The following is a 19483-nucleotide window of genomic DNA, read 5'->3' as shown; positions in this document are numbered from 1 at the left end:
GTCAGCCGACCGGCAAGGACCGGCCGGGGCGGGCAGTCGCCGCAACGCCGACCGCGCGCACAGCGACCGCCCACCGGGTGGTGAGGCCGGTGCCGGCCGCGGGTGCGGGCCCGGGCTCGGCGCCGCCCTGCGCCAGGTTCGGCGTCCGCCACGCCGGGGCCGCCTCGGCGCACGACCCGGCGCCCACGGTCGGGCGGCAGCGCGCGCGACGGGAGCGGCACATGATCGAGTCGACCGCCACCGCCACCGCCACCGCCACCGCGGCCGCACTCGCAGGCGCGGTCCCCACCGGATCCCCGTCCGGAGGTGACACCGCTCCGTGACGGATCCGGCACCGGCAACCGGCGCGCGAGGGCGACCCTCCCGCGGCCCCTCCCCGCACGCCTGGGCGTGTCGGCATGCCCGATCCACCGGAAGGGGATCTTTCGGACGTGACCGTGCCGCCCGGGGCCCCTGACCCTGACCGGCGCCGTCCGCTCGGGCAAATCCGTTGGTTTGAAAGCCGGTTGAGTGGCAAGCCGCCTCGCGAAAGTGGCTGGAGTTCCGGACTCCGTACCGCGTCCGGAAGGACCGCCGGGCGGAAGCGTGGGAGAGGAGCGGCGGATGTTCCCTGCCGACGAGTCAGAGCCCGTGCGGCTGAGCACGGTCGGACTGGTGGACGTCACCGGCGAGTCGATGGCGTTCCTCCCCGTCGAGTTCGTCTACCGCGCGTCGGACCCGCTCGCCGTCACGATGGTGCTGATGGGCCCCGACGGCGAGGAGGTGCGCTGGACCTTCGCCTGGGACCTGCTGACCGCCGGCCTGGTGGCCCCCACCGGGGAGGGCGAGGTCCGGGTGAGCCCGGCCACCGAGGGGTTCCACGGGGTCGAGGTCGCGCTCGCGCCGTCGTTCGGCGTCCGCGTCCGGCTGCCGAGGCAGGAGGTGGCGGCCTTCGTCCGCGCCCTGCGGGGTCGGCAGGGGTGCGACGCGGACCGGGTCGGGGCCGCCCTCGACGCGGCGCTCGCGGAGATCATGACCGGCGCCTGAACGAACCCGGTGAACCGGCCCGGGGCGTCCGGCCGGCGGCCCGGGCTACTCCCCGCGGTGGATGTACTGGAAGACCATGCCGCCGACGCCGGAGCCGAGCAGGCCGAAGCCCAGCAGGAACAGCCACAGGCCGAAGACGACGCCGAGCGCGGTGACCGCGGCGCCCAGGCCGGTGAGCGGCGGATAGGGGCTGCTGGCGGGGAAGAAGCCCAGCGGGCCGCTGCGGTCGGCGATCTCGCCCGACCGGTCGTCCTCGGGCCGGGCGCCGCGCCGCCGGTAGTTCTGGGTGAAGAAGAAGCTGATGACCGACGCCATCAGGAACGCCACGGCGAGCGCCGCGCTGCCCGCCGGTTCGCGCGACCACGCCCCGTAGATCGCGCCGGTGACGAGGAAGAACACCGCCACTCCGGCGAACAGGTACGCCTCGGTCTTCACGGGCGGGCCTCTCCGTAGGTGTCCGGGGTGGCCTGCCCCGGCGGGGTCTGCGGCAGCGGGATCCGCGCCGTCTCGGGGTGGTGCAGGTCGAAGGCGGGGGAGTCGGAGCGCACCCGCGGCAGCGAGGTGAAGTTGTGCCGCGGCGGCGGGCACGAGGTGGCCCACTCCAGCGAGCGGCCGAAGCCCCACGGGTCGTCGACCCCGACCATCGGCGCCTGCCGTGCGGTCTTCGCCACGTTGTAGAGGAACGGCAGGGTGGACAGCCCCAGCAGGAACGCGCCGATGGTGGAGATGGTGTTGAGCGTGGTGAAGCCGTCGGCCACCAGGTAGTTGGCGTACCGGCGCGGCATCCCCTCCTCGCCGAGCCAGTGCTGGACCAGGAACGTGGTCTGGAAGCCGACGAAGAGCGTCCAGAAGTGGATCCTGCCCAGGCGCTCGTCGAGCATCCGCCCGGTCCACTTGGGCCACCAGAAGTAGAAGCCGCCGAACATCGCGAACACCACGGTCCCGAAGAGCACGTAGTGCAGGTGGGCCACGACGAAGTAGGTGTCGGTGACCTGGAAGTCCAGCGGCGGCGACGCCACCAGCACGCCGCTGAGCCCGCCGAGCAGGAAGGTGACGAGGAAGCCGGCCGACCACAGCATGGGCGTCTCGAAGGACAGGCTGCCGTGCCACATCGTGCCGATCCAGTTGAAGAACTTCACCCCGGTCGGCACCGCGATCAGGAACGACATCAGGGAGAAGAACGGCAGCAGGACCATGCCGGTGGCGAACATGTGGTGCGCCCACACGGTGGCCGACAGCATGGTGATGGCGATGGTGGCGCCGACCATGCCCATGTACCCGAACATCGGCTTGCGGCTGAACACCGGGATGATCTCGCTGACCACGCCGAAGAACGGCAGGGCCACGATGTAGACCTCGGGGTGCCCGAAGAACCAGAACAGGTGCTGCCACAGGATCGCGCCGCCGTTGGCCGCGTCGAAGATGTGCGCGCCGAACCGCCGGTCGGCCTCCAGGCAGAGCAGCGAGGCGGCCAGTACCGGGAAGGCCAGCAGCGCCAGGATCGAGGTGAACAGGACGTTCCAGGTGAAGATCGGCATCCGGAACATCGTCATCCCCGGCGCGCGCAGGCACACGATGGTGCTGACGAAGTTGACCGACCCGAGCGTGGTGCTCAGGCCCGCGAGGACCAGGCCCATGGCCCACAGGTCGCCGCCCGAACCCGGGGAGAAGACGGCGCTGTTGAGCGGCGCGTACGCGAACCAGCCGAACGACGCCGCGCCACCGGGCACCACGAATCCGGAGACGACCATCAGCGCACCGAAGAGGAACAGCCAGTACGTCAGCGCGTTCAGCCGGGGGAAGGCCACGTCCGGTGCGCCGATCTGCAGGGGCATCACCGCGTTGGCAAAGCCGGCGAACATCGGTGTGGCGAACAGCAGCATCATGACCGTGCCGTGGATGGTGACCAGCTGGTTGTACTGGGACTCGCTCCAGAACTGCAGCCCGGGCCGGGCGAGTTCGGCCCTCATCCCCATCGCCAGCAGCCCGGCGAACAGGAAGAAGCAGAACGCCGTCACCAGGTACAGGTTCCCGATCACCTTGTGGTCGGTGGTGGTCACCCAGCCCAGCAGGCGGTTCCCGAACCGGCTGCCGTGGTCGACGCCCTCGGGCTCCTCCTCGGTGGCTGCGGGGGCCTGCGGGCGGACGTCGGTCATGACGATCTCCGATCCGGTTGTGCCTGGATCTCCTTGACGTGCTCCGACTCGTTGAGCGTGGGGGCGAGCGTGACCCGGCGGCCGAAGTACCACCGGGACAGCGCGGAGCGCAGCCGGACATGGCGCGGCGCCTCGCCGCGGGGCGCCGGGATCGGCCGCGGCAGGTCGCGGACCAGGAAGCGGTACAGGCGCCCGGTGGAGACGGGGGCGTGGCCCGGCTCGATCCCGCCGTAGACGGTCTGCCGCACCTCACCGGTCTCCCGCCCCCGGGTCAGCAGCCGCCGCTCGTGCGCCTGCAGGGCCAGGCAGAACCGCTTGGTCACCATGAACGCCAGCACCGGGGCGACGAAGAGGGCCACCCGCAGGATCCAGGTCAGCGCGTTCACCGACGCGTGGAAGGCGAAGGCGGCGACGTCGTTGCCGCCGGCCAGCAGCAGCACCCCGTACCAGACGATGCCGGCGACGCCGAAGGCCGTGCGGACGGGTTTGTCCCGCGGCCGGTCGCACAGGTGGTGCTCGCCGACGTCCCCGGTCAGCCAGCGCTCGAACACCGGGTAGAGGAACAGCAGCCCGAAGAGCACCCCGGGCAGGACCACCGCCGGCAGCAGGACGTTCCAGCTGACGGTGTGGCCGGCGACGCTGGTCTCCCAGGGCGGCATCAGCCGCAGCGCGCCCTCCAGGAACCCCACGTACCAGTCCGGCTGGGCGTCCGTGCTCGCCTGGTCGGCGCGGAACGGGCCGTACAGCCACACCGGGTTGACCTGCGCCAGGGTGCCCAGCACGGTGAGCACCCCGAACACGCTCAGGAACAGGCCGGTCGTCTTCGCGGTGAACTGCGGGAACATCGGCTGGCCGACGGCGTTGCGGTTGGTGCGGCCGCGCCCGGCCCACTGCGTGTGCTTGAGGTACACCACCAGGAACAGGTGCACCGTCACCAGGGCGATCAGCAGCCCGGGCACGAACAGCACGTGCACGATGTACAGCCGGCTGTTGAGCAGCGTCCCCGGGAAGGCGCCGCCCCAGAGGAAGAACGCCAGGTACGTGCCCACCACCGGGATCGACTCCACGATCGTGTTGGCGGTGCGCAGGCCCGTCCCCGACAGCAGGTCGTCGGGCAGCGAGTAGCCGGCGAAGCCCTCCAGCAGGGCCAGGATGAGCAGCGTGATGCCGGTCATCCAGTTGCCCTCGCGCGGCCGCCGGAACGCCCCGGTGAAGAAGACCCGCAGCATGTGTACGCCGATCGCGGCGACGAAGACGACCGCCGCCCAGTGGTGCATCTGCCGCATCAGCAGCCCGCCGCGCACACCGAAGCTGATGTGCAGGGTGGACGCGTACGCCTGCGACATCCGCACCCCCTGGAGGGGGACGTAACCGCCCTCGTACACGACCTGGTGGGTGCCGGGCTCGAAGAACAGCGTCAGCCACGACCCGGTGAGCAGCAGCACGACGAAGCTGTACAGCGCGATCTCGCCGAGCAGGAACGACCAGTGGTCGGGGAAGGCCTTGCGCAGCAGCTGCTTGACGGCCTCGGCGAGCGGCAGCCGGCGGTCGAGGACGTCGAACCCGGTCGACGCGGCCTCACGCGCGACCCGGTGCGCCTGTTCCCTGCGCCTCCTGAACAGCACCGCCACGCGCTACCCGCCTCCAGCCCACCGGCGACCATGTGGACCGACACCATCGTCAACGGGCCCCCAGCGGGGGGAGATCGGGGCGCCGCGCCGGAGACATTCACCGGAACACTCCAATAGGCCGACATCCGCACCGGGTCGCGGGAAGCCCACCCCCTCGTGCGACCGGCGCCGGCGAGTCGGACGGGCGGGGCCCCGGACGGCACGTGCCTCCGCGAGTGCGGCGAAGGCATCCGGGACCCTCCCGACGGTCATGTACGTGAATTTGAATCGGCACTGTGAACCGTGACGGGAGGTGACGCTAGTCGCGGCGGGGCGTGACGGTCAACCCTGCTGCCCCGCGGCAACGCCCATGGCGGCGCCCAGAGTTACCCATTGAACGGTTCAGATGGATGAACCGCCGGAGGGATCCGCCACGACCCTTCAGGCCGTGAAGGGCCCCCGGCCTGCGGCTTGTCGTTGGAACCGGAATGTTGAGAACTGTTCTTTTGTCATGAGGCTTGACCCCAAAAGAAACACGACAGCACACTGTGCCCCACATCCCCCTCGCTGGGCGAAGGGCATCTCCGTGCGCCGGACAGGCACGCCGGGCACGGCCGACCGCCCGTTCCAACGTTCTTCCGGCTCTTCCGTGACGAGCACCGCCTCCTGCCGCCGCCCCGGCGCGACGCGCCCGCGGCCGCGGCTTCGACGACACGTCAGCGGAGCACTGCCGGTTCCGCTGCGCCGCAACGAGACGAGGAGCACCACTCATGACCGGACTCAACCGCCGCGACTTCCTCCGGGTCGCCGGCGTCGGATCCGCGGCCCTGGCCCTGCCCCTGGCCGGAGCGGCCGGCCAGGCGAGCGCGAACTCGACCGGGCCCAAGGACCTGAAGGCAACGGTGAACGCGTCGGGCGCCTGGCAGGTGAAGGCGAGCGTGCTGGGCTGGACCTTCAGCGGATCGGTCGGTTCCGCGGCCACCGGCATCACCACCGGTTCGGGAAGCGACGCGGTGGGCTCGTACACCGAGACCACGTTCACCTTCCAGTCCGGCGCGCGCAAGGGCGGCATCCGCGTGTACAACGGCGCGTCCTCCATCGTCTTCACCGACACCTACGTCAAGGCCGGTGCGAACGGGAGCCCGTTCCCGACCTTCACCGCCTACCCGAAGCTCGCGCACCAGCTGAGCCACAGCGACTGCTTCGGCCGGTTCCAGTTCAACACCTTCGCCGGTGCCTCGGACAGCCCGTGGGTGTTCTTCGACGACCAGGGCGGCACCTTCATCCTGTCGGCGGCGAACCACTTCCAGGAGGCGCAGACCTCGCAGGCGTCGGACGGCTCGATCACCGCGGGCGTGATCAGCTCGGTGGCCACCCTGCCGGCCGGCTACACCCGGCAGACGATCCTGTCGGCCAAGGCCGGCGTCGGCGCCGCCCACCGCGCGTGGGGCTCCGTGCTGACCCGGCTCGCGGGCAAGCCGCTGCCGGCCAACGACGCGGGTGTCATCCTCAGCACCCTCGGCTACTGGACCGACAACGGCGCGGACTACTACTACAAGTTCGACCAGTCCAAGGGCTACACCGGCACGCTGCTGGCGGTCCGCGACGAGTGGGCGTCCCAGCAGATCCCGATGGGCTACATGCAGCTCGACAGCTGGTGGTACCCCAAGGGCCCGAACGCCGACTGGAACGACCTGCCCGACGGAACGTCCCTGTACGAGGCGGACAAGCAGCTGTTCCCGGACGGACTGTCCGCATTCCAGAAGCAGTTGGGGATGCCGCTGGTCACCCATGCCCGCTGGATGGACAAGTCCAGCCCGTACCACGGCCAGTACCAGTTCTCCAACAACGTTGTCATCGACCCGGCGTACTGGCAGAGCGTCATGGACTACCTCAAGGACGGCGGGGTCGTCGTCTACGAGCAGGACTGGCTGTGCAACAACGCCAAGCCCGCCGAGAACCTCACCGACGCCGACCAGTTCTTCGACAACATGGCGCACCACGCCGCGGTCGGCGGTATGGACATGCAGTACTGCATGGCACTGCCGCGCGACTACCTGCAGACCGTCCGCTACCCCAACCTCACGACCATCCGGGTCAGCGACGACCGCTTCGACAAGCCGAAGTGGGACATGTTCCTCTACGACTCGCAGTTCGCCGGCGCGCTGGGCGTGTGGCCGTGGGTGGACGTGTTCATGAGCGGCGAGCTCGACAACCTCCTGCTGGCGACGCTTTCGGCCGGACCGGTCGGCGTCGGCGACGCGCTCGGCAAGGTCAACGCCGGCCATCTGTTCCAGGCGGTGCGCCCCGACGGGATCATCGTCAAGCCGGACGTGCCGATCGTGCCGACCGACTCGACCTACGTCGGCGAGGGCGCCGGGACGATGCCGGCGATGGTGGCCTCCACGCACGCCGCGCACCCGGGGCTGACGTACCGCTACGTCTTCGCCTACGCACGGCAGTTCGCCGCGCCGCAGAAGGTCTACCAGGCCGAGAACGCCACGCTGTCGGGGGTCGTCGTCGGCAAGGACAACGGCGGGTACACCGGCACCGGATTCGCCGACTACCAGCACGCGGACGGCGACTACGTCGAGTGGACCGTGGACGCGCCCGCAGCGGGCACCTACACGCTGCAGTTCCGGTACGCCAACGCCTCGTTCACCGACCGCCCGCTGGCGATCTCCGTCAACGGCGGCGACTCCGGCAACCTGTCGTTCCCCTCGACCGGCTGGTGGAACAAGTGGAGCGTCGTCGGCCTGACCGCCACCCTCGACGCCGGCAGCAACACCGTGCGGGCGACCGCCACCGGGGCCAGCGGCGGCAACATCGACTGGCTCGGCGTCACCCAGGGCACGGTGCCCACCGGGATGTCCCAGAACGCCTCGTTCACCCTCGCCGAGATCGGCGAGACCGGATCGGCCTACGTCTACGACTACTTCGCCGGCAACGGCACCCTGGTCAAGAAGGGCGGCCAGGTCAGCGCCGGGGTCACCGAGGGAACGTACTGGGTGGTCGCCCCGGTCGGCCCGTCGGGCATCGCCTTCCTCGGCGACAAGGGCAAGTTCGTGGCGCACGGCGGCAAGCGCCTGGAGCACCTGAGCGACGACGGCACCGTGCACGCCACCGTCGCGTTCGCCGCGGGGGAGGGGCCGGTCACCCTGCACGGCTACGCGCCGCGCAAGCCCAGCGCCGCCGCCACCAACGGCAGTGTCGGGACCGTCGGCTACGACGCGGCGACCAAGCTGTTCAGTGTCACCGTCAGCGCGGGCGCGGGCGACCGCGCGGTCGTGACGATCAAGCCCTGAGCGCCGTCCCGCCCGGCGGGACGAAGGGCCTGACCCGCCGGTAATTTCCAACGATGAAGAGAAAACCATGCGCCGTGGAGCGGACCGATCGGCGCGTCGGTCACCGGGACTTGACGGCAGGTCACCCCGTACTGCATGGGGTGAGCAGCACTCACACATCCACGGCAGAATCCGGCGCGGTCATCTCCACACAGGCCTTGCACAGGGGGTAGACGCCGCTCCACGGCCCTGGTTTCATTCTTCCGGTCCAGCTTTTCCAACGTTAGAAAGATGGCGGAGGCACACACACCTCCGCTGTTCCTGGACGCCGAGTTCTCCCACGGAGAGGTGTATCCGCAGTGAGATCAGGCAGAATCCGCCTACTGCAACGACGCCGACTGGCCGCCCTGGTGCCCCTGCTGCTGGGCGCGGCACTGCTCACCCCGTCAACCGCCGGCGCCCTTCAGGCGTCGTCCGCCGGGTCCGCGGCCGCAGCCGCCGACACCCCCCAGGGCCTGCGCGGGGACTACTACCTGAGTTCCGACGCCACGTCACTGGACTTCGCCCAGTACAGCAGCACCGGTGTCGAACCGTCCCTGAACGTCCCCGATCTGCTCCCGACCCTGCGCGACTACGCGGGTTCCACCCTGAACGTCGCCGCGCACTGGACGGGCCAGCTCGACGTCCCGGCGGACGGGACGTACACGTTCTACATCAAGGGCGACAACGGGTTCCGGATGTCGCTCGACGGCTCCAGCGTGATCGACCACTGGACGACCGACTGGGACGTGCAGACGACGTCCCAGCCGATCACGCTGACCGCCGGCATGCACTCCCTGGCGTTCGACTACAACCAGGGCAACGGCGGGGCGTACATCAAGACCGAGTGGACGGGCCCCGGGATCACCCGGCAGGCGATCCCCGACTCCGCCCTGCACCTGCCGGCCGGCTTCACGCCGCCCACCGTCGACGCCACGGTCAACTCCTCGGGCAAGACGGCGACCGTGCAGCTGCCCGGTGCGGTCACCTCGGTGCCCTCGGACATCGGCAAGCACCTGGCCGTCATCGCCGGCAGCAGCCGGTGGACGCCCGGGGTGTCCGTGAACCCCGCCAACTCCTCCCAACTGCTGCTGACCGCAGGGGACTCCGACATCCCCGCCTCGCTGCACTCGAAGGTGCGGATCAGCTACGACGGGCTGGGCGGGCTGACCACGGCCGCCGGTCCCGTCCCGCTGTTCTCCGGTCTGGCGACCAACAACTCCACCTGGTACTTCGCCACCAAGTGGGCCAAGGACGTCAGCCCCACGAACGCGCTGCCCGACTACCCGCGGCCGCAGTTGACGCGTGAGAAGTGGCAGAACCTCAACGGGACCTGGCAGTTCCAGGCCACCGACGAGAACGCCGCGCTGCCCAGCGGAGCGCTGAGCGGCAAGATCCTGGTGCCGTACCCGATGGAGGCGCCGCTGTCCGGCGTCGCCGCGCACCACGACTGGTCGCTGTACCAGCGCACCTTCACCGTGCCCGCCAACTGGCAGATCGGCTCGGGCAACCGGCTGCACCTGAACTTCGGTGCCGTGGACTACGAGACCTGGGTCTACGTCAACGGCAAGCAGGTCGCCCACCACGTCGGCGGGTACGAGGCGTTCACCGCCGACGTCACCGACGCCGTCACGCAGACCGGCCCGCAGACCGTGCTGCTGAAGGTGAAGGACACCACGGACGACCAGACGCCGACCGGCAAGCAGTCGCGCAGCCCGAGCGGCATCTGGTACACCCCGACCTCCGGCATCTGGCAGACCGTGTGGCTGGAGCCGGTGCCCGAGGCGAGCGTCGACTCCCTGGTGCTCACGCCGAACGTCGCGGACCAGTCCCTGGCGGTGACCGTCCGCCCGTCGGCCGGCACGCCCGCCTCGACCCGGGTGGTCGCCACCGCGTACGCGGACCACAAGCCCGTGGGCACCGTCATCGGCACCGTCGGGACCCAGTTGCGGCTGGCCATCCCGCATCCGGAGCTGTGGAGCCCTGACCACCCCTTCCTGTACGACCTCAAGGTCATGGTGGGGCAGGGGCGCTGGCACGACGAGGTCGGCTCCTACTTCGGCATGCGCTCGATCTCGGTCGGCAAGGTCGGCGGTGTCAACAAGATCGAGCTGAACGGCAAGCCCACGTACGTGCTGGCCACGCTCGACCAGGGCTTCTGGCCCGACGGCATCTACACCGCCCCGACCGACGCGGCCCTGAAGTCCGACCTGGAACTGCACAAGCAGCTCGGCTTCAACGCGGTGCGCAAGCACATCAAGGTCGAACCCGCGCGCTGGTACTACTGGGCCGACAAGCTCGGCCTGATGGTCTGGCAGGACATGCCGAGCCGCAATGCGGCCGGGAACGCGACCGCGGCGAGCGACCAGGCGTTCACCGATCAGGTCCACGAGATCGTCGACCAGCACATCAGCACCCCGTCCATCGTCATCTGGACCATGACGAACGAGGGTTGGGGCGAGAAGACCAAGGCGGCCACCGGGGCGCTGGCGGACGCGGTCAAGCAGCAGGACCCGAGCCGGCTCGTCGACCCGGCGTCCGGCGTCAACTGCTGTGCCTCGAAGGGGGATTCGGGACGCGGTGACCTGATCGACTACCACCTGTACCACGGACCCGCGTCGCCGTCCCCGGACGCGACACGGGCGGCCGTGGACGGTGAGCACGGCGGGTACTCGCTGAACATCCCCGGCCACATCCTGGGCGTCTCCGGCGGCCAGAACTACGGCGGTGACGCCTCGACCATCGAGGAGCTGACGCAGGACTACGTCGCCAACACCAGCCAGCTGCTGCCCGGCGCGGCCGGCAGCCTGTCCGGCTCGGTGTACACGCAGATCAGCGATGTCGAGGGCGAGCTGAACGGGCTGGTGACGTACGACCGCGCGGTCGTGAAGGTCCAGCCCGGCCCGGTCCGGGACATCAACCTCAAGCTCATCGCGGCAGGTTCCGCGGCGGGCCAGTCCTAGCCCTGTTCCGGCAGGGCGCGAGACCCTGACCGCCCCGTCCGGGGCGGCACCCTCCAGGTCCGGCGGCACCCTCGGTGCCGCCGGACCTGGCGCGTCCGCGGGCCGTCGGCCGGGCGGCGGTGTCGCGCGGCGGCGGGCCGCGCGCGTGGCGGGAGTCACCCCTCCTGAATATGCATCTCAGATGTGCATTCGATAACCTGCTGTGCGTGCAGCTGACCAAGTACACCGATCTGGCACTGCGCGCCGTGATGCGCCTGGCGGTCACCGACGGCCGCGCACTGCTGACGACCCGGGAGATCGCGGAGGCGATGCGCGTGCCGTACACGCACACCGCGAAGGCGATCGCCCACCTGCAGCACCTGGGAGTCGTCGAGTCGCGACGCGGCCGCGGCGGCGGTCTCTCGCTGACCGACCGCGGTCGGTCGGCCCGGGTCGGTGAGCTGATCAGAGAGCTGGAGGGCGACCGGGAGGCGGTCGCCTGCGAGGGTGCGAACCCGTGCCCGCTGGCCGGCGGCTGCCGGCTGCGACACGCCTTCAGGGAGGCCCAGCGGGCCTTCTACGCCTCGCTGGACAGATTCACCGTCCAGGACCTGGTCGCCTCCCCGACCGGCCCCGTCCTGCTGTCCCTCACCGGCCCGCACCACCCCTGACCGCGGCGGTCCCCTGGTGGCACGCCCCACCGCGCTCCGGACTGCCCGCGCCCTTTAATTGGCATCTCAGATGCAGATAAGGAGTCCTCTGTGCTGTCCGCAGAGTCCCTGCCGGTCGTCCGCGCCACCCTCCCGGCCGTGGCCGGGTCGCTCGACGCCGTCACCGAGGCGTTCTACCGCCGCCTGTTCGACGAGCGGCCCGAGCTGCTGCGCGACCTCTTCAACCGGGCCAACCAGGCGAGCGGCACGCAGCGCCAGGCGCTGGCCGGCGCCGTCGCCGGGTTCGCCTCGCTCCTGGTCGGCCGGCCCGGCGAGCGTCCCGACGCGATCCTCGGCCGCATCGCCCACAAGCACGCCTCCCTCGGCGTCACCGCCGACCAGTACGCGCTGGTGGGCCGCCATCTGCTGGACGCGGTGGCCGAGGTGCTGGGCGACGCCGTGACCTCGCAGGTGGCGGCGGCCTGGCAGGAGGTGTATTGGCTGATGGCGAACGCGCTCATCGCCCGCGAGTCCCAGCTGTACGCGCGGGCCGAGGTCGCGGACGGCGACGTCTGGCGCGACATGGAGGTCGCCGAACGGACCGCCGAGTCCGCCGACGCGGTCTCCCTCACGCTGCGCCGGCTCGACGGGCTGCCCACCGAGGCGTTCCTGCCCGGCCAGTACGTCGGCGTGCAGGTCGAACTGCCGGACGGCGCACGCCAGATCCGTCAGTACAGCCTCTCGTCCGCGCCCGACCGCAAGACCTGGCGGATCACCGTGAAGCGCGAGCGCGCGACCGGAGACACGCTGCCCGACGGCGAGGTATCCGGCTGGCTGCACGCGCACGCCCGCGAGGGCGGACTGCTGCGGGTCTCGCGGCCCTTCGGCGACCTCGTGCTGCCCGACGGCGACGGCCCGGTGCTGCTGGCCTCCGCCGGTATCGGTGTCACCCCGATGCTGTCCATGCTCGACCGGCTCGCCCTGACGTCCTCACGCAGGTCCGTCACCGTCGTGCACGCCGACCGCTCGCCCGCCGACCACGCGCACCGCGTCGAGCAGGCCGAGCGCGTCCTCCACCTGCCCAACGCCACGCTGCACGTGTGGTACGAGGACCTGGACGGCACGGCGCCCGGTGCGGACGGCGACCGGCCCGAGGGGTGGGCCGGCCATCCGGTGCACGAGGGCCGCGCCGACCTGGCCGGCCTCGACCTGCCGCCGGGGACCACCGCCTACCTGTGCGGGCCGCTGCCCTTCATGCGCGCGGTGCGCGGCCAGTTGCTCGCCAAGGGGCTGGATCCGGCGGCCGTCCACTACGAGGTCTTCGGCCCCGACCTGTGGCGCACCTCGGGGCTGCCCGCGGACGCCTGAGCGGGCGACGGGGGCCGCCCCGGCGCACGGCCGGGGCGGCCCCCGCGGGGAAGGGGCGGATCAGTAGCCGCCGGTGCCCGGCGACGACGTCGAGGACGGTGCCTTGGTGACGGCGTTGCCGTTGGTGCCGACGACGTACCACTTGGCGCCGAACAGGGTGAGACCCTGCCCGTTCATCTGGCCGGCCTTGGAGTCACCGGTGAACGTGTAGAGCGGGTGGCCGTTGTAGGTCACCTGCTTCGTGCCGTCGCTGCGGGTGGTGGTCGACAGCTTGCTGCTGTTGACGCCGCCTCCGGCGGTCGGCGTGCCGGTCGTCGTCAGCGGCGGCCACTGCTTGGCGCAGTTGCCGTTGCAGGTGGAAGTGCTCGTCTTGTCCGCCTGGAACAGGTAGAGCGTGTCGCCCTTGCTGTTGACCAGGACCGTGCCCAGCGGGCCGGACTTGGTGGACACCGTCGCACTGGAGGTGGAGGTGGCCGCCACGGACTGCGGTGTGTGTGCGCTCAGCGCACTCTGGCTGCCGCCGGCGGCGTACGCCGCGCCGGCGGTCGAGAGGAGGAATGCGGTTCCGGTCATCGCGATGAACGCGCGGGTGCGGTGCTTCACGAGAAGTCCTCCAGATCCGTTTCGCCTCGGAGGGTGGACCGCGGCCTCCCCGCCCGCAGGCCGCACGTTCCATTACAAGACCAACCCGGCCATCCGGCCACCAGAGTGATCCGGGCGACCGGGGCCTGGACCGTCGTTGCAGGTCAGCGCATGGTCGCGATCATCCCGCCGTCGACGGTCACGTCCACGCCGGTGATGTTCGCCGCGCGGCCGCTCGCCAGGAAGGTGACCAGGTCGGCGACCTCGCGCGGGGTGCTGAAACGGCCCAGGGGCGTGTCGGCCACGGCCGAGGCGGCGATGTCCTCGGGCTGCCCGCCGGTGCGGTGCGCCATCGTCCTGGCGACGCCGCTCTCCCCGAGCCACAGGTCCGTCTCCACCGGGCCGGGGCTCACCGAGAGCACGCGGATGCCCCGGGGGCCCAGTTCCTTCGACAGGCCCTTGGCGAGGTTGGTCAGCGCCGCCTTCACCACGGAGTAGTCCAGCACCAGCGGATCGGGCAGGAACGCGTTCACCGAACCCATCATGACGATCACGCCGCGGCCCTGTTCCACCATGGCAGGGACCGCCGCGCGCGTCGTGCGGACGGCGGCCATGAGGCCGAGCGTCCACGCGCTGTCCCAGTCGTCGTCGCCGATGGCGAGGAAGCCGTCCGGCCGGGGCGTGACCGCGCCGACGCTGTTGACGAGGACGTCCACCCCGCCGCGTTCCAGCGCCGCCGCGACCAGGGCGGCCGGTCCTGCCGGCACGCTCAGGTCGCCCTGGACGAACGTGGCGTCACCCGCCGCGACCAGTTCCTCGAACTCCGGACTGGGCGAGCGCGATCCGCCGACGACGTGCGCGCCCGCGTCCACCAGGGCGCGCGTCGTCGCCAGGCCGATGCCCTTGCCCGCGCCGGTCACCACGGCGGTCCTGCCGTCGAGTTCCATGTCCATGGCCGTACGTGCCTCCTCCTGCCCGCGGGCACCCTCGGGTGGTTCGACGGCGGGCGGCCCGGCGGTGGGCCGCCTCCTCAACGTAGCGCCCGGTCCCGGGGGCCGCGCGGGGGGAGCGGGAGGCGCATGGCCGGTATCATGTCCGTTATGTTCGCTATGTGATCGGCCGGGAGGTGCTCGGTGGTACAGCAGTCCAGCCGCGCGGCGGCAGCATGGCCGAGTCTGCGGGTCGACGACTGGTCCGACACCCGGGACACCCTGCACATGTGGGCGCAGATCGTCGGCAAGGTCCGCCTCAGCCACGCACCGCTGATCAACCACTGGTGGCAGGTTCCGCTGTACGTCAGCCCGCGCGGCCTGACCACCTCGGCCATCCCGTACCGGTCGGGCGCCTTCGACCTCGAATTCGACTTCATCGACCACCGGTTGGTCATCCGCGAGGACGGCGGCGGCGTCCGCAGCGTGCGCCTGGAGCCCAAGGCGGTGGCCCGCTTCTACGGCGAGACCCTGCGCGCGCTCGACGAACTCGGCATCGAGTCGGAGTTCCAGCCGAGCCCCAACGAGGTCGAGCCGGCGATCCCGTTCGCCGACGACGAGCGGCACGCCTCCTACGACGCCCGCGCCGCCCACCTGTTCTGGCGCCAGCTCCTGGAGGCCAACCGGGTCCTGGGTGAGTTCCGGGCGGGCTTCGTCGGCAAGGCCAGCCCCGTGCACCTGTTCTGGGGCGCGATGGACCTGGCCTGCACCCGCTTCTCCGGGCGCCCCGCGCCGCCCCACCCCGGCGGCGCGCCGAACGTCGGCGCCTGGGTGATGGAGGAGGCCTACTCGCGCGAGCTGAGCAGCTGCGGCTTCTGGCCGAGCGCCGGCGCCGAGGGGTTCTTCTACTCCTACGCCTACCCCGAGCCGGACGGCTTCGCCGACTACCCGGTACGCCCCGCGGGCGAGGCGCGCTACAGCCGTGACGAGGGCGAGTTCCTGCTGCCGTACGAGACCGTCCGCACCGCCGCCGACCCGGACGCCATGGTGCTGGAGTTCCTGCAGAGCACCTATGACGCGGCCGCCGAGTGCGGCCGGTGGGACCGGGCGAACCTCGAGGAGGACCCAGGGCGGTGGAGCCGCCACCGCTAGCGGCCCGCGGAGTCCGGCCCTGGCGGGGCCTGTTTACACGCTGCTGACGGGCTGTTATGTTCGCGTCAGATGTGGGAGCGCTCCCATGTTGTCATCCCCCCACCACGCCCCGGGGTCCCGGCCGCGGTGGCCCACGGCCTCGGGACGCTGCCCGAAAGGTCACCCACCTTGAAGAGGCGAAGGACACTCTCCCTGCTCGCAGGGCTCGCCACGCTGGTCGCGGCCCTCGGCCTGGTCGTGCTCGGCCAGAACTCCGCCCAGGCGCACGGCGTCGCGATGATGCCCGGCTCCCGTACGTACCTCTGCTACGAGGACGCCCAGACCGCCACCGGCGCACTCGACCCCACCAACCCCGCCTGCGCGGCCGCGGTCGCGCAGAGCGGCACGACCCCGCTGTACAACTGGTTCGCCGTGCTGGACTCCAACGCGGCCGGCCGCGGCGACGGTTACGTGCCCGACGGCACTCTCTGCAGTGCGGGCAACAAGTCGCCGTACGACTTCTCCGCCTACAGCGCGGCCCGCGAGGACTGGCCGCGCACCCACCTGACGTCCGGGTCGACGATCCAGCTCCAGTACAGCAACTGGGCGGCGCACCCGGGCACGTTCCGGGTGTACGTCACCAAGCAGGGCTGGTCGCCGACCACCCCGCTGGCCTGGGCCGACCTGGACCAGATCGGCAGCGTCACCAACCCTGCCTCGGTGGGCTCGCCGGGCACCGACGGCGGCCACTACTACTGGGACCAGGCGCTGCCCTCGGGCCGCTCGGGTGACGCCCTGGTCTTCATCCAGTGGGTCCGCTCGGACAGCAACGAGAACTTCTTCTCCTGCTCCGACATCGCCTTCGACGGCGGCAACGGCGAGGTCACCGGCATCCACAACGGCGGCACCACCACGCCGCCGACCACACCCCCCACGACGCCGCCGACCACGCCGCCCACCACCCCGCCGACGACGCCCCCGACCACGCCTCCCACCGGCGGCTCGGACTCCTGCATGGCCATGTACTCGGTGACCAACGCCTGGAGCGGCGGCTTCCAGGGCGAGGTCGAGGTGATGAACCACGGCACCTCGCCCACGAGCCGGTGGACCGTCGACTGGACGCCGGGTGACGGCACGACGATCACCACCTTGTGGAACGGCAACCTGACGGTCAGCGGCGGAGCCGCGAAGGTGACGAACGCCAGCTACAACGGCACCATCGCGCCGGACGGCAACACGACGTTCGGCTTCACGGCGACATCAACCGGCGTCAACCTCCCCAAGGGCTCCATCACCTGCACGTTCTCCTGACGGGCCGGGCCCGCGGCCGCCCCGCACGCCTCCGGCCGTGCGGGGCGGCTCCGCCCGCCCGCGGGTGCGCGGGGGTCCCGCGAGCGCGCCTGCCGTGTGATCGTGGGCCTGTCGCGTCCCCGGTGCCGCCGGCGCCCGTCCGCAGGAGCCGCCCATGACCACGCCCCGCTTCGCCGTCCTCGGTGCCGGCAGCATCGGCTGCCACCTCGGTGGTCGGCTCGCCGCCGCCGGGTACGACGTGGCCTTCGTCGGCCGGCCCGCCGCGATGGACGTGCTGCGGCAACGCGGTCTCACCCTCAGCACCTCGGCGGGACCGGCCGTCCACCTCGCCCCGGAGAGGCTGACGCTCGCCACCGGCCCCGAGGCGGCGGCCGGCGCCGACTACGTGCTGGTCACCGTGAAGACCGCGGCCACCGCGGGCGCGGCCGCGGACCTGGCGCCCCGCCTCGCCCCCGGCGCCGTCGTGGTCAGCTTCCAGAACGGCCTGCGCAACCCGGCGACCCTGCGCGCCGCACTCCCCGGACGCGCCGTGCTGGCCGGAATGGTGCCCTACAACGTGGTGCAGACCGTGCCGGGCACCGTCCACCAGGGCATGCCGGGCACCCTCATGACCGAACCCGACGACACCCTCGTCACCGCGCTGTGCGCGGCGGGGCTGGCCGTCGAGGCCCGGACCGACATGGCCGAAGTGCAGCACGCCAAGCTGCTGATGAACCTCAACAACGCCGTCAACGCGCTGTCCGGCCTGCCGCTGCGCGACCAGCTCGGGCGGCGGGCGTACCGGCGCTGCCTGGCCCTGTGCCAGCGCGAGGCGCTGGCCGCGTACCGGGCGGCCGGGGTCGCGCCCGCCCGGCTCGGGCCCGCCGCGCCCGCCGTCACGCCCTACGTCCTCGCGCTGCCCGACGCCCTGTTCCGGCGGGTGGCGGCGGCGTCGCTGCGGATCGACGCCCACGCGCGCTCCTCGATGTGGGAGGACCTGCAGCGCGGCAGGCCCACCGAAGTCGACTCGCTGCAGGGCGAGATCGTCGCCCTCGCCGCCGCCCACGGGCGCGGCGCCCCCGCCAACGCCCGGCTCGCCGCCCTCGTCCACGAGGCGGAGGCGGCCCCGCGGACCTGGACCGGGCCGGAGCTGTACGCCGAACTGCGTGCGGCCCACCGCACCACGCCCGGACATCAGCGGGCGAATCAGCCCGAACAGCCGGATTCCACTGGTTAGGGTGGGCCCGTGACTTCTTCCGGCCAGGGGAGGCGTCCCCGTCCGGTGCCCCCGTGGTACGTGCTGGTGGCGCTGGTGTTCGCCGTGGTGATGCTCGGGACGACGCTGCCGACACCGCTGTACGGCCTCTACCGCGCGCAGTTCGGCTTCTCCGAGTTCGTCGTGACGGTGGTCTACGCCGTCTACGCCTGCGGTGTGATCGCGGCGCTGCTGATCGCGGGATCGTTCTCCGACGTGCTCGGGCGCCGTCCCGTGCTCCTGGTGGGCGTCGGCTTCGCGATGCTCAGCGCGGTGTGCTTCCTCGCCGCGCACGCCCTGCCCCTGCTGTTCGTCGGGCGCGTGTTCTCGGGATTCTCCGCCGGGCTCTTCAGCGGCGCGGCCACCGCGGCCGTCACGGAGCTGGCCGCCCCGGACCGGCGCGGCCGCGCCACGCTGACGGCGACCGTGGCCAACATGGGCGGCCTCGGCTGCGGGCCGCTGCTCGCCGGGCTCCTCGGCCGGTACGCCCCCTACCCGCTGCGGCTGACGTACGTGGTGCACCTGGCCCTGCTCGCCGTCTCCGCCGCCGTGCTCGTCGCGGCGCCGGAGACCGTACCGCGGAAGGTGCCGCGACCGCCGCTGCGGGTCCAGGGGATGGTGGTGCCCGCCCAGGTGCGAACGGCGTTCACCCCGGCGGCCATTGCGGTGTTCGCCGGATTCTCCGTCCTCGGGCTGTTCACCGCCGTCGCACCGGCCTTCCTGGCGGAGTACCTCGGCGTGGACGACATCGCGGCGTCCGGCGCGGTCGTGATGTCCGCGTTCCTGGCCTCGCTGGTGGGCCAGTTCCTCATGGGGAGGTTCGGCGTGGCGCGCTCGCTGGTCCTCGGCTGCGTCGTCCTCATGGCCGGGCTGGTGCTGATCGGCACGTCGCTGCTCACCAAGGAGCTGGGCCTGCTCGTCGCCGGGGCCCTGGTGAGCGGCACGGGACAGGGACTGTCCTTCCGCAGCAGCGTGGCCACGGTGAGCCGGGTCGCCCCCGAGGAGCAGCGCGCCGCGACGCTGTCCGCCCTGTTCGTCGCCGGCTACGTCGGGCTGTCCATCCCGGTGGTCGGGATCGGCGCCGTGGCCCAGGGGCCGGGACTGCGCGCCGCGGGGCTGCTCTTCGTCGCCTGCGTCATCGCCCTCGCCGCCGCGGTCTCGGCCTACCTGCTGCGCCGCCCCGTCCCCGTGCCGTGACCCGTCACGGCCGTGACGCCCCGC

The 19483-nt window shown here is 71.6% G+C and carries 14 protein-coding genes; 9 read left to right on the top strand and 5 right to left on the bottom strand.

What is annotated here, in order from left to right:
• Positions 1 to 603 precede the first annotated feature (603 nt).
• Positions 604 to 1026: an SsgA family sporulation/cell division regulator gene (locus ACH4TG_RS12970; RefSeq protein ID WP_398242271.1), complete on the top strand. Its 423-nt coding sequence runs from the start codon at positions 604 to 606 to the stop codon at positions 1024 to 1026.
• Between the two features lie 45 nt (positions 1027 to 1071).
• Here the strand turns inward: ACH4TG_RS12970 and ACH4TG_RS12965 are convergent, their stop codons facing one another.
• The 3 genes from ACH4TG_RS12965 to ACH4TG_RS12955 are packed head-to-tail and all read right to left on the bottom strand — an operon-like array spanning position 1072 to position 4807.
• A complete protein-coding gene (locus ACH4TG_RS12965; RefSeq protein ID WP_398242270.1) occupies positions 1072 to 1461 on the bottom strand; it encodes a cytochrome c oxidase subunit 4 in 390 nt (129 codons plus the stop codon).
• Positions 1458 to 3182, bottom strand: a complete 1725-nt coding sequence (ctaD, locus tag ACH4TG_RS12960; protein ID WP_398242269.1) for a cytochrome c oxidase subunit I — start codon at positions 3180 to 3182, stop codon at positions 1458 to 1460. Before ctaD ends, ACH4TG_RS12965 begins: the two co-directional genes overlap by 4 nt.
• Entirely contained in the window at positions 3179 to 4807 is a 1629-nt protein-coding gene (locus ACH4TG_RS12955) for a cytochrome bc complex cytochrome b subunit (protein WP_398242268.1), read from the bottom strand. The genes ctaD and ACH4TG_RS12955 overlap by 4 nt, the downstream gene beginning before the upstream one ends.
• A 755-nt stretch (positions 4808 to 5562) precedes the next feature.
• Here ACH4TG_RS12955 and ACH4TG_RS12950 point away from each other — a divergent pair.
• The 4 genes from ACH4TG_RS12950 to ACH4TG_RS12935 all read left to right on the top strand — a co-directional run bounded on the left by ACH4TG_RS12950 (position 5563) and on the right by ACH4TG_RS12935 (position 13075).
• Positions 5563 to 8097 carry a CBM35 domain-containing protein gene (locus tag ACH4TG_RS12950; RefSeq protein ID WP_398242267.1) on the top strand — a complete coding sequence of 845 codons (2535 nt, stop codon included), beginning with the start codon at positions 5563 to 5565 and terminating at the stop codon, positions 8095 to 8097.
• A gap of 338 nt (positions 8098 to 8435) precedes the next feature.
• A complete protein-coding gene (locus ACH4TG_RS12945) occupies positions 8436 to 11078 on the top strand; it encodes a PA14 domain-containing protein (RefSeq protein WP_398242266.1) in 2643 nt (880 codons plus the stop codon).
• 206 nt (positions 11079 to 11284) lie between these two features.
• Positions 11285 to 11728, top strand: coding sequence for an RrF2 family transcriptional regulator (locus ACH4TG_RS12940; protein ID WP_398242265.1), 444 nt, complete (start codon positions 11285 to 11287; stop codon positions 11726 to 11728).
• Between the two features lie 90 nt (positions 11729 to 11818).
• Positions 11819 to 13075 carry a globin domain-containing protein gene (locus tag ACH4TG_RS12935; RefSeq protein WP_398242264.1) on the top strand — a complete coding sequence of 419 codons (1257 nt, stop codon included), beginning with the start codon at positions 11819 to 11821 and terminating at the stop codon, positions 13073 to 13075.
• A gap of 60 nt (positions 13076 to 13135) precedes the next feature.
• Here the strand turns inward: ACH4TG_RS12935 and ACH4TG_RS12930 are convergent, their stop codons facing one another.
• Together ACH4TG_RS12930 and ACH4TG_RS12925 are read right to left on the bottom strand one after the other, a co-directional pair.
• On the bottom strand, positions 13136 to 13678 hold the full coding sequence (locus ACH4TG_RS12930) for a hypothetical protein (protein ID WP_398242263.1): 543 nt from the start codon (positions 13676 to 13678) through the stop codon (positions 13136 to 13138).
• Between the two features lie 143 nt (positions 13679 to 13821).
• A complete protein-coding gene (locus tag ACH4TG_RS12925; RefSeq protein WP_398242262.1) occupies positions 13822 to 14610 on the bottom strand; it encodes an oxidoreductase in 789 nt (262 codons plus the stop codon).
• A 180-nt stretch (positions 14611 to 14790) separates the two neighbouring features.
• On the opposite strand from ACH4TG_RS12925, the gene ACH4TG_RS12920 reads away from it, so the two are divergent.
• The 4 genes from ACH4TG_RS12920 (at position 14791) to ACH4TG_RS12905 (ending at position 19459) form a co-directional block, all read left to right on the top strand.
• A complete protein-coding gene (locus ACH4TG_RS12920; protein ID WP_398242261.1) occupies positions 14791 to 15738 on the top strand; it encodes a DUF5996 family protein in 948 nt (315 codons plus the stop codon).
• 168 nt (positions 15739 to 15906) lie between these two features.
• Entirely contained in the window at positions 15907 to 17028 is a 1122-nt protein-coding gene (locus tag ACH4TG_RS12915; RefSeq protein ID WP_398242260.1) for a lytic polysaccharide monooxygenase, read from the top strand.
• Between the two features lie 154 nt (positions 17029 to 17182).
• The gene (locus ACH4TG_RS12910; protein WP_398242259.1) at positions 17183 to 18244 is read left to right on the top strand and encodes a 2-dehydropantoate 2-reductase; all 1062 of its coding nucleotides are present in this window, start codon (positions 17183 to 17185) and stop codon (positions 18242 to 18244) included.
• Between the two features lie 45 nt (positions 18245 to 18289).
• On the top strand, positions 18290 to 19459 hold the full coding sequence (locus tag ACH4TG_RS12905) for an MFS transporter (RefSeq protein WP_398242258.1): 1170 nt from the start codon (positions 18290 to 18292) through the stop codon (positions 19457 to 19459).
• Positions 19460 to 19483: the final 24 nt, after the last annotated feature.

Origin of the sequence: Streptomyces sp. NPDC020917 (assembly GCF_044333795.1) — a bacterium.
Lineage (GTDB): Bacteria > Actinomycetota > Actinomycetes > Streptomycetales > Streptomycetaceae > Actinacidiphila.
This window is presented reverse-complemented; position numbering and strand designations above follow the sequence as displayed.

What these genes read in the sequence shown, in the direction of transcription:
- ACH4TG_RS12970 (WP_398242271.1), top strand. Translation starts at nt 604, where the DNA reads ATGTTCCCTGCCGACGAGTCAGAGCCCGTGCGGCTGAGCACGGTCGGA.
- ctaD (WP_398242269.1), bottom strand. Translation starts at nt 3,182, where the DNA reads ATGACCGACGTCCGCCCGCAGGCCCCCGCAGCCACCGAGGAGGAGCCC.
- ACH4TG_RS12950 (WP_398242267.1), top strand. Translation starts at nt 5,563, where the DNA reads ATGACCGGACTCAACCGCCGCGACTTCCTCCGGGTCGCCGGCGTCGGA.
- ACH4TG_RS12925 (WP_398242262.1), bottom strand. Translation starts at nt 14,610, where the DNA reads ATGGACATGGAACTCGACGGCAGGACCGCCGTGGTGACCGGCGCGGGC.
- ACH4TG_RS12910 (WP_398242259.1), top strand. Translation starts at nt 17,183, where the DNA reads ATGACCACGCCCCGCTTCGCCGTCCTCGGTGCCGGCAGCATCGGCTGC.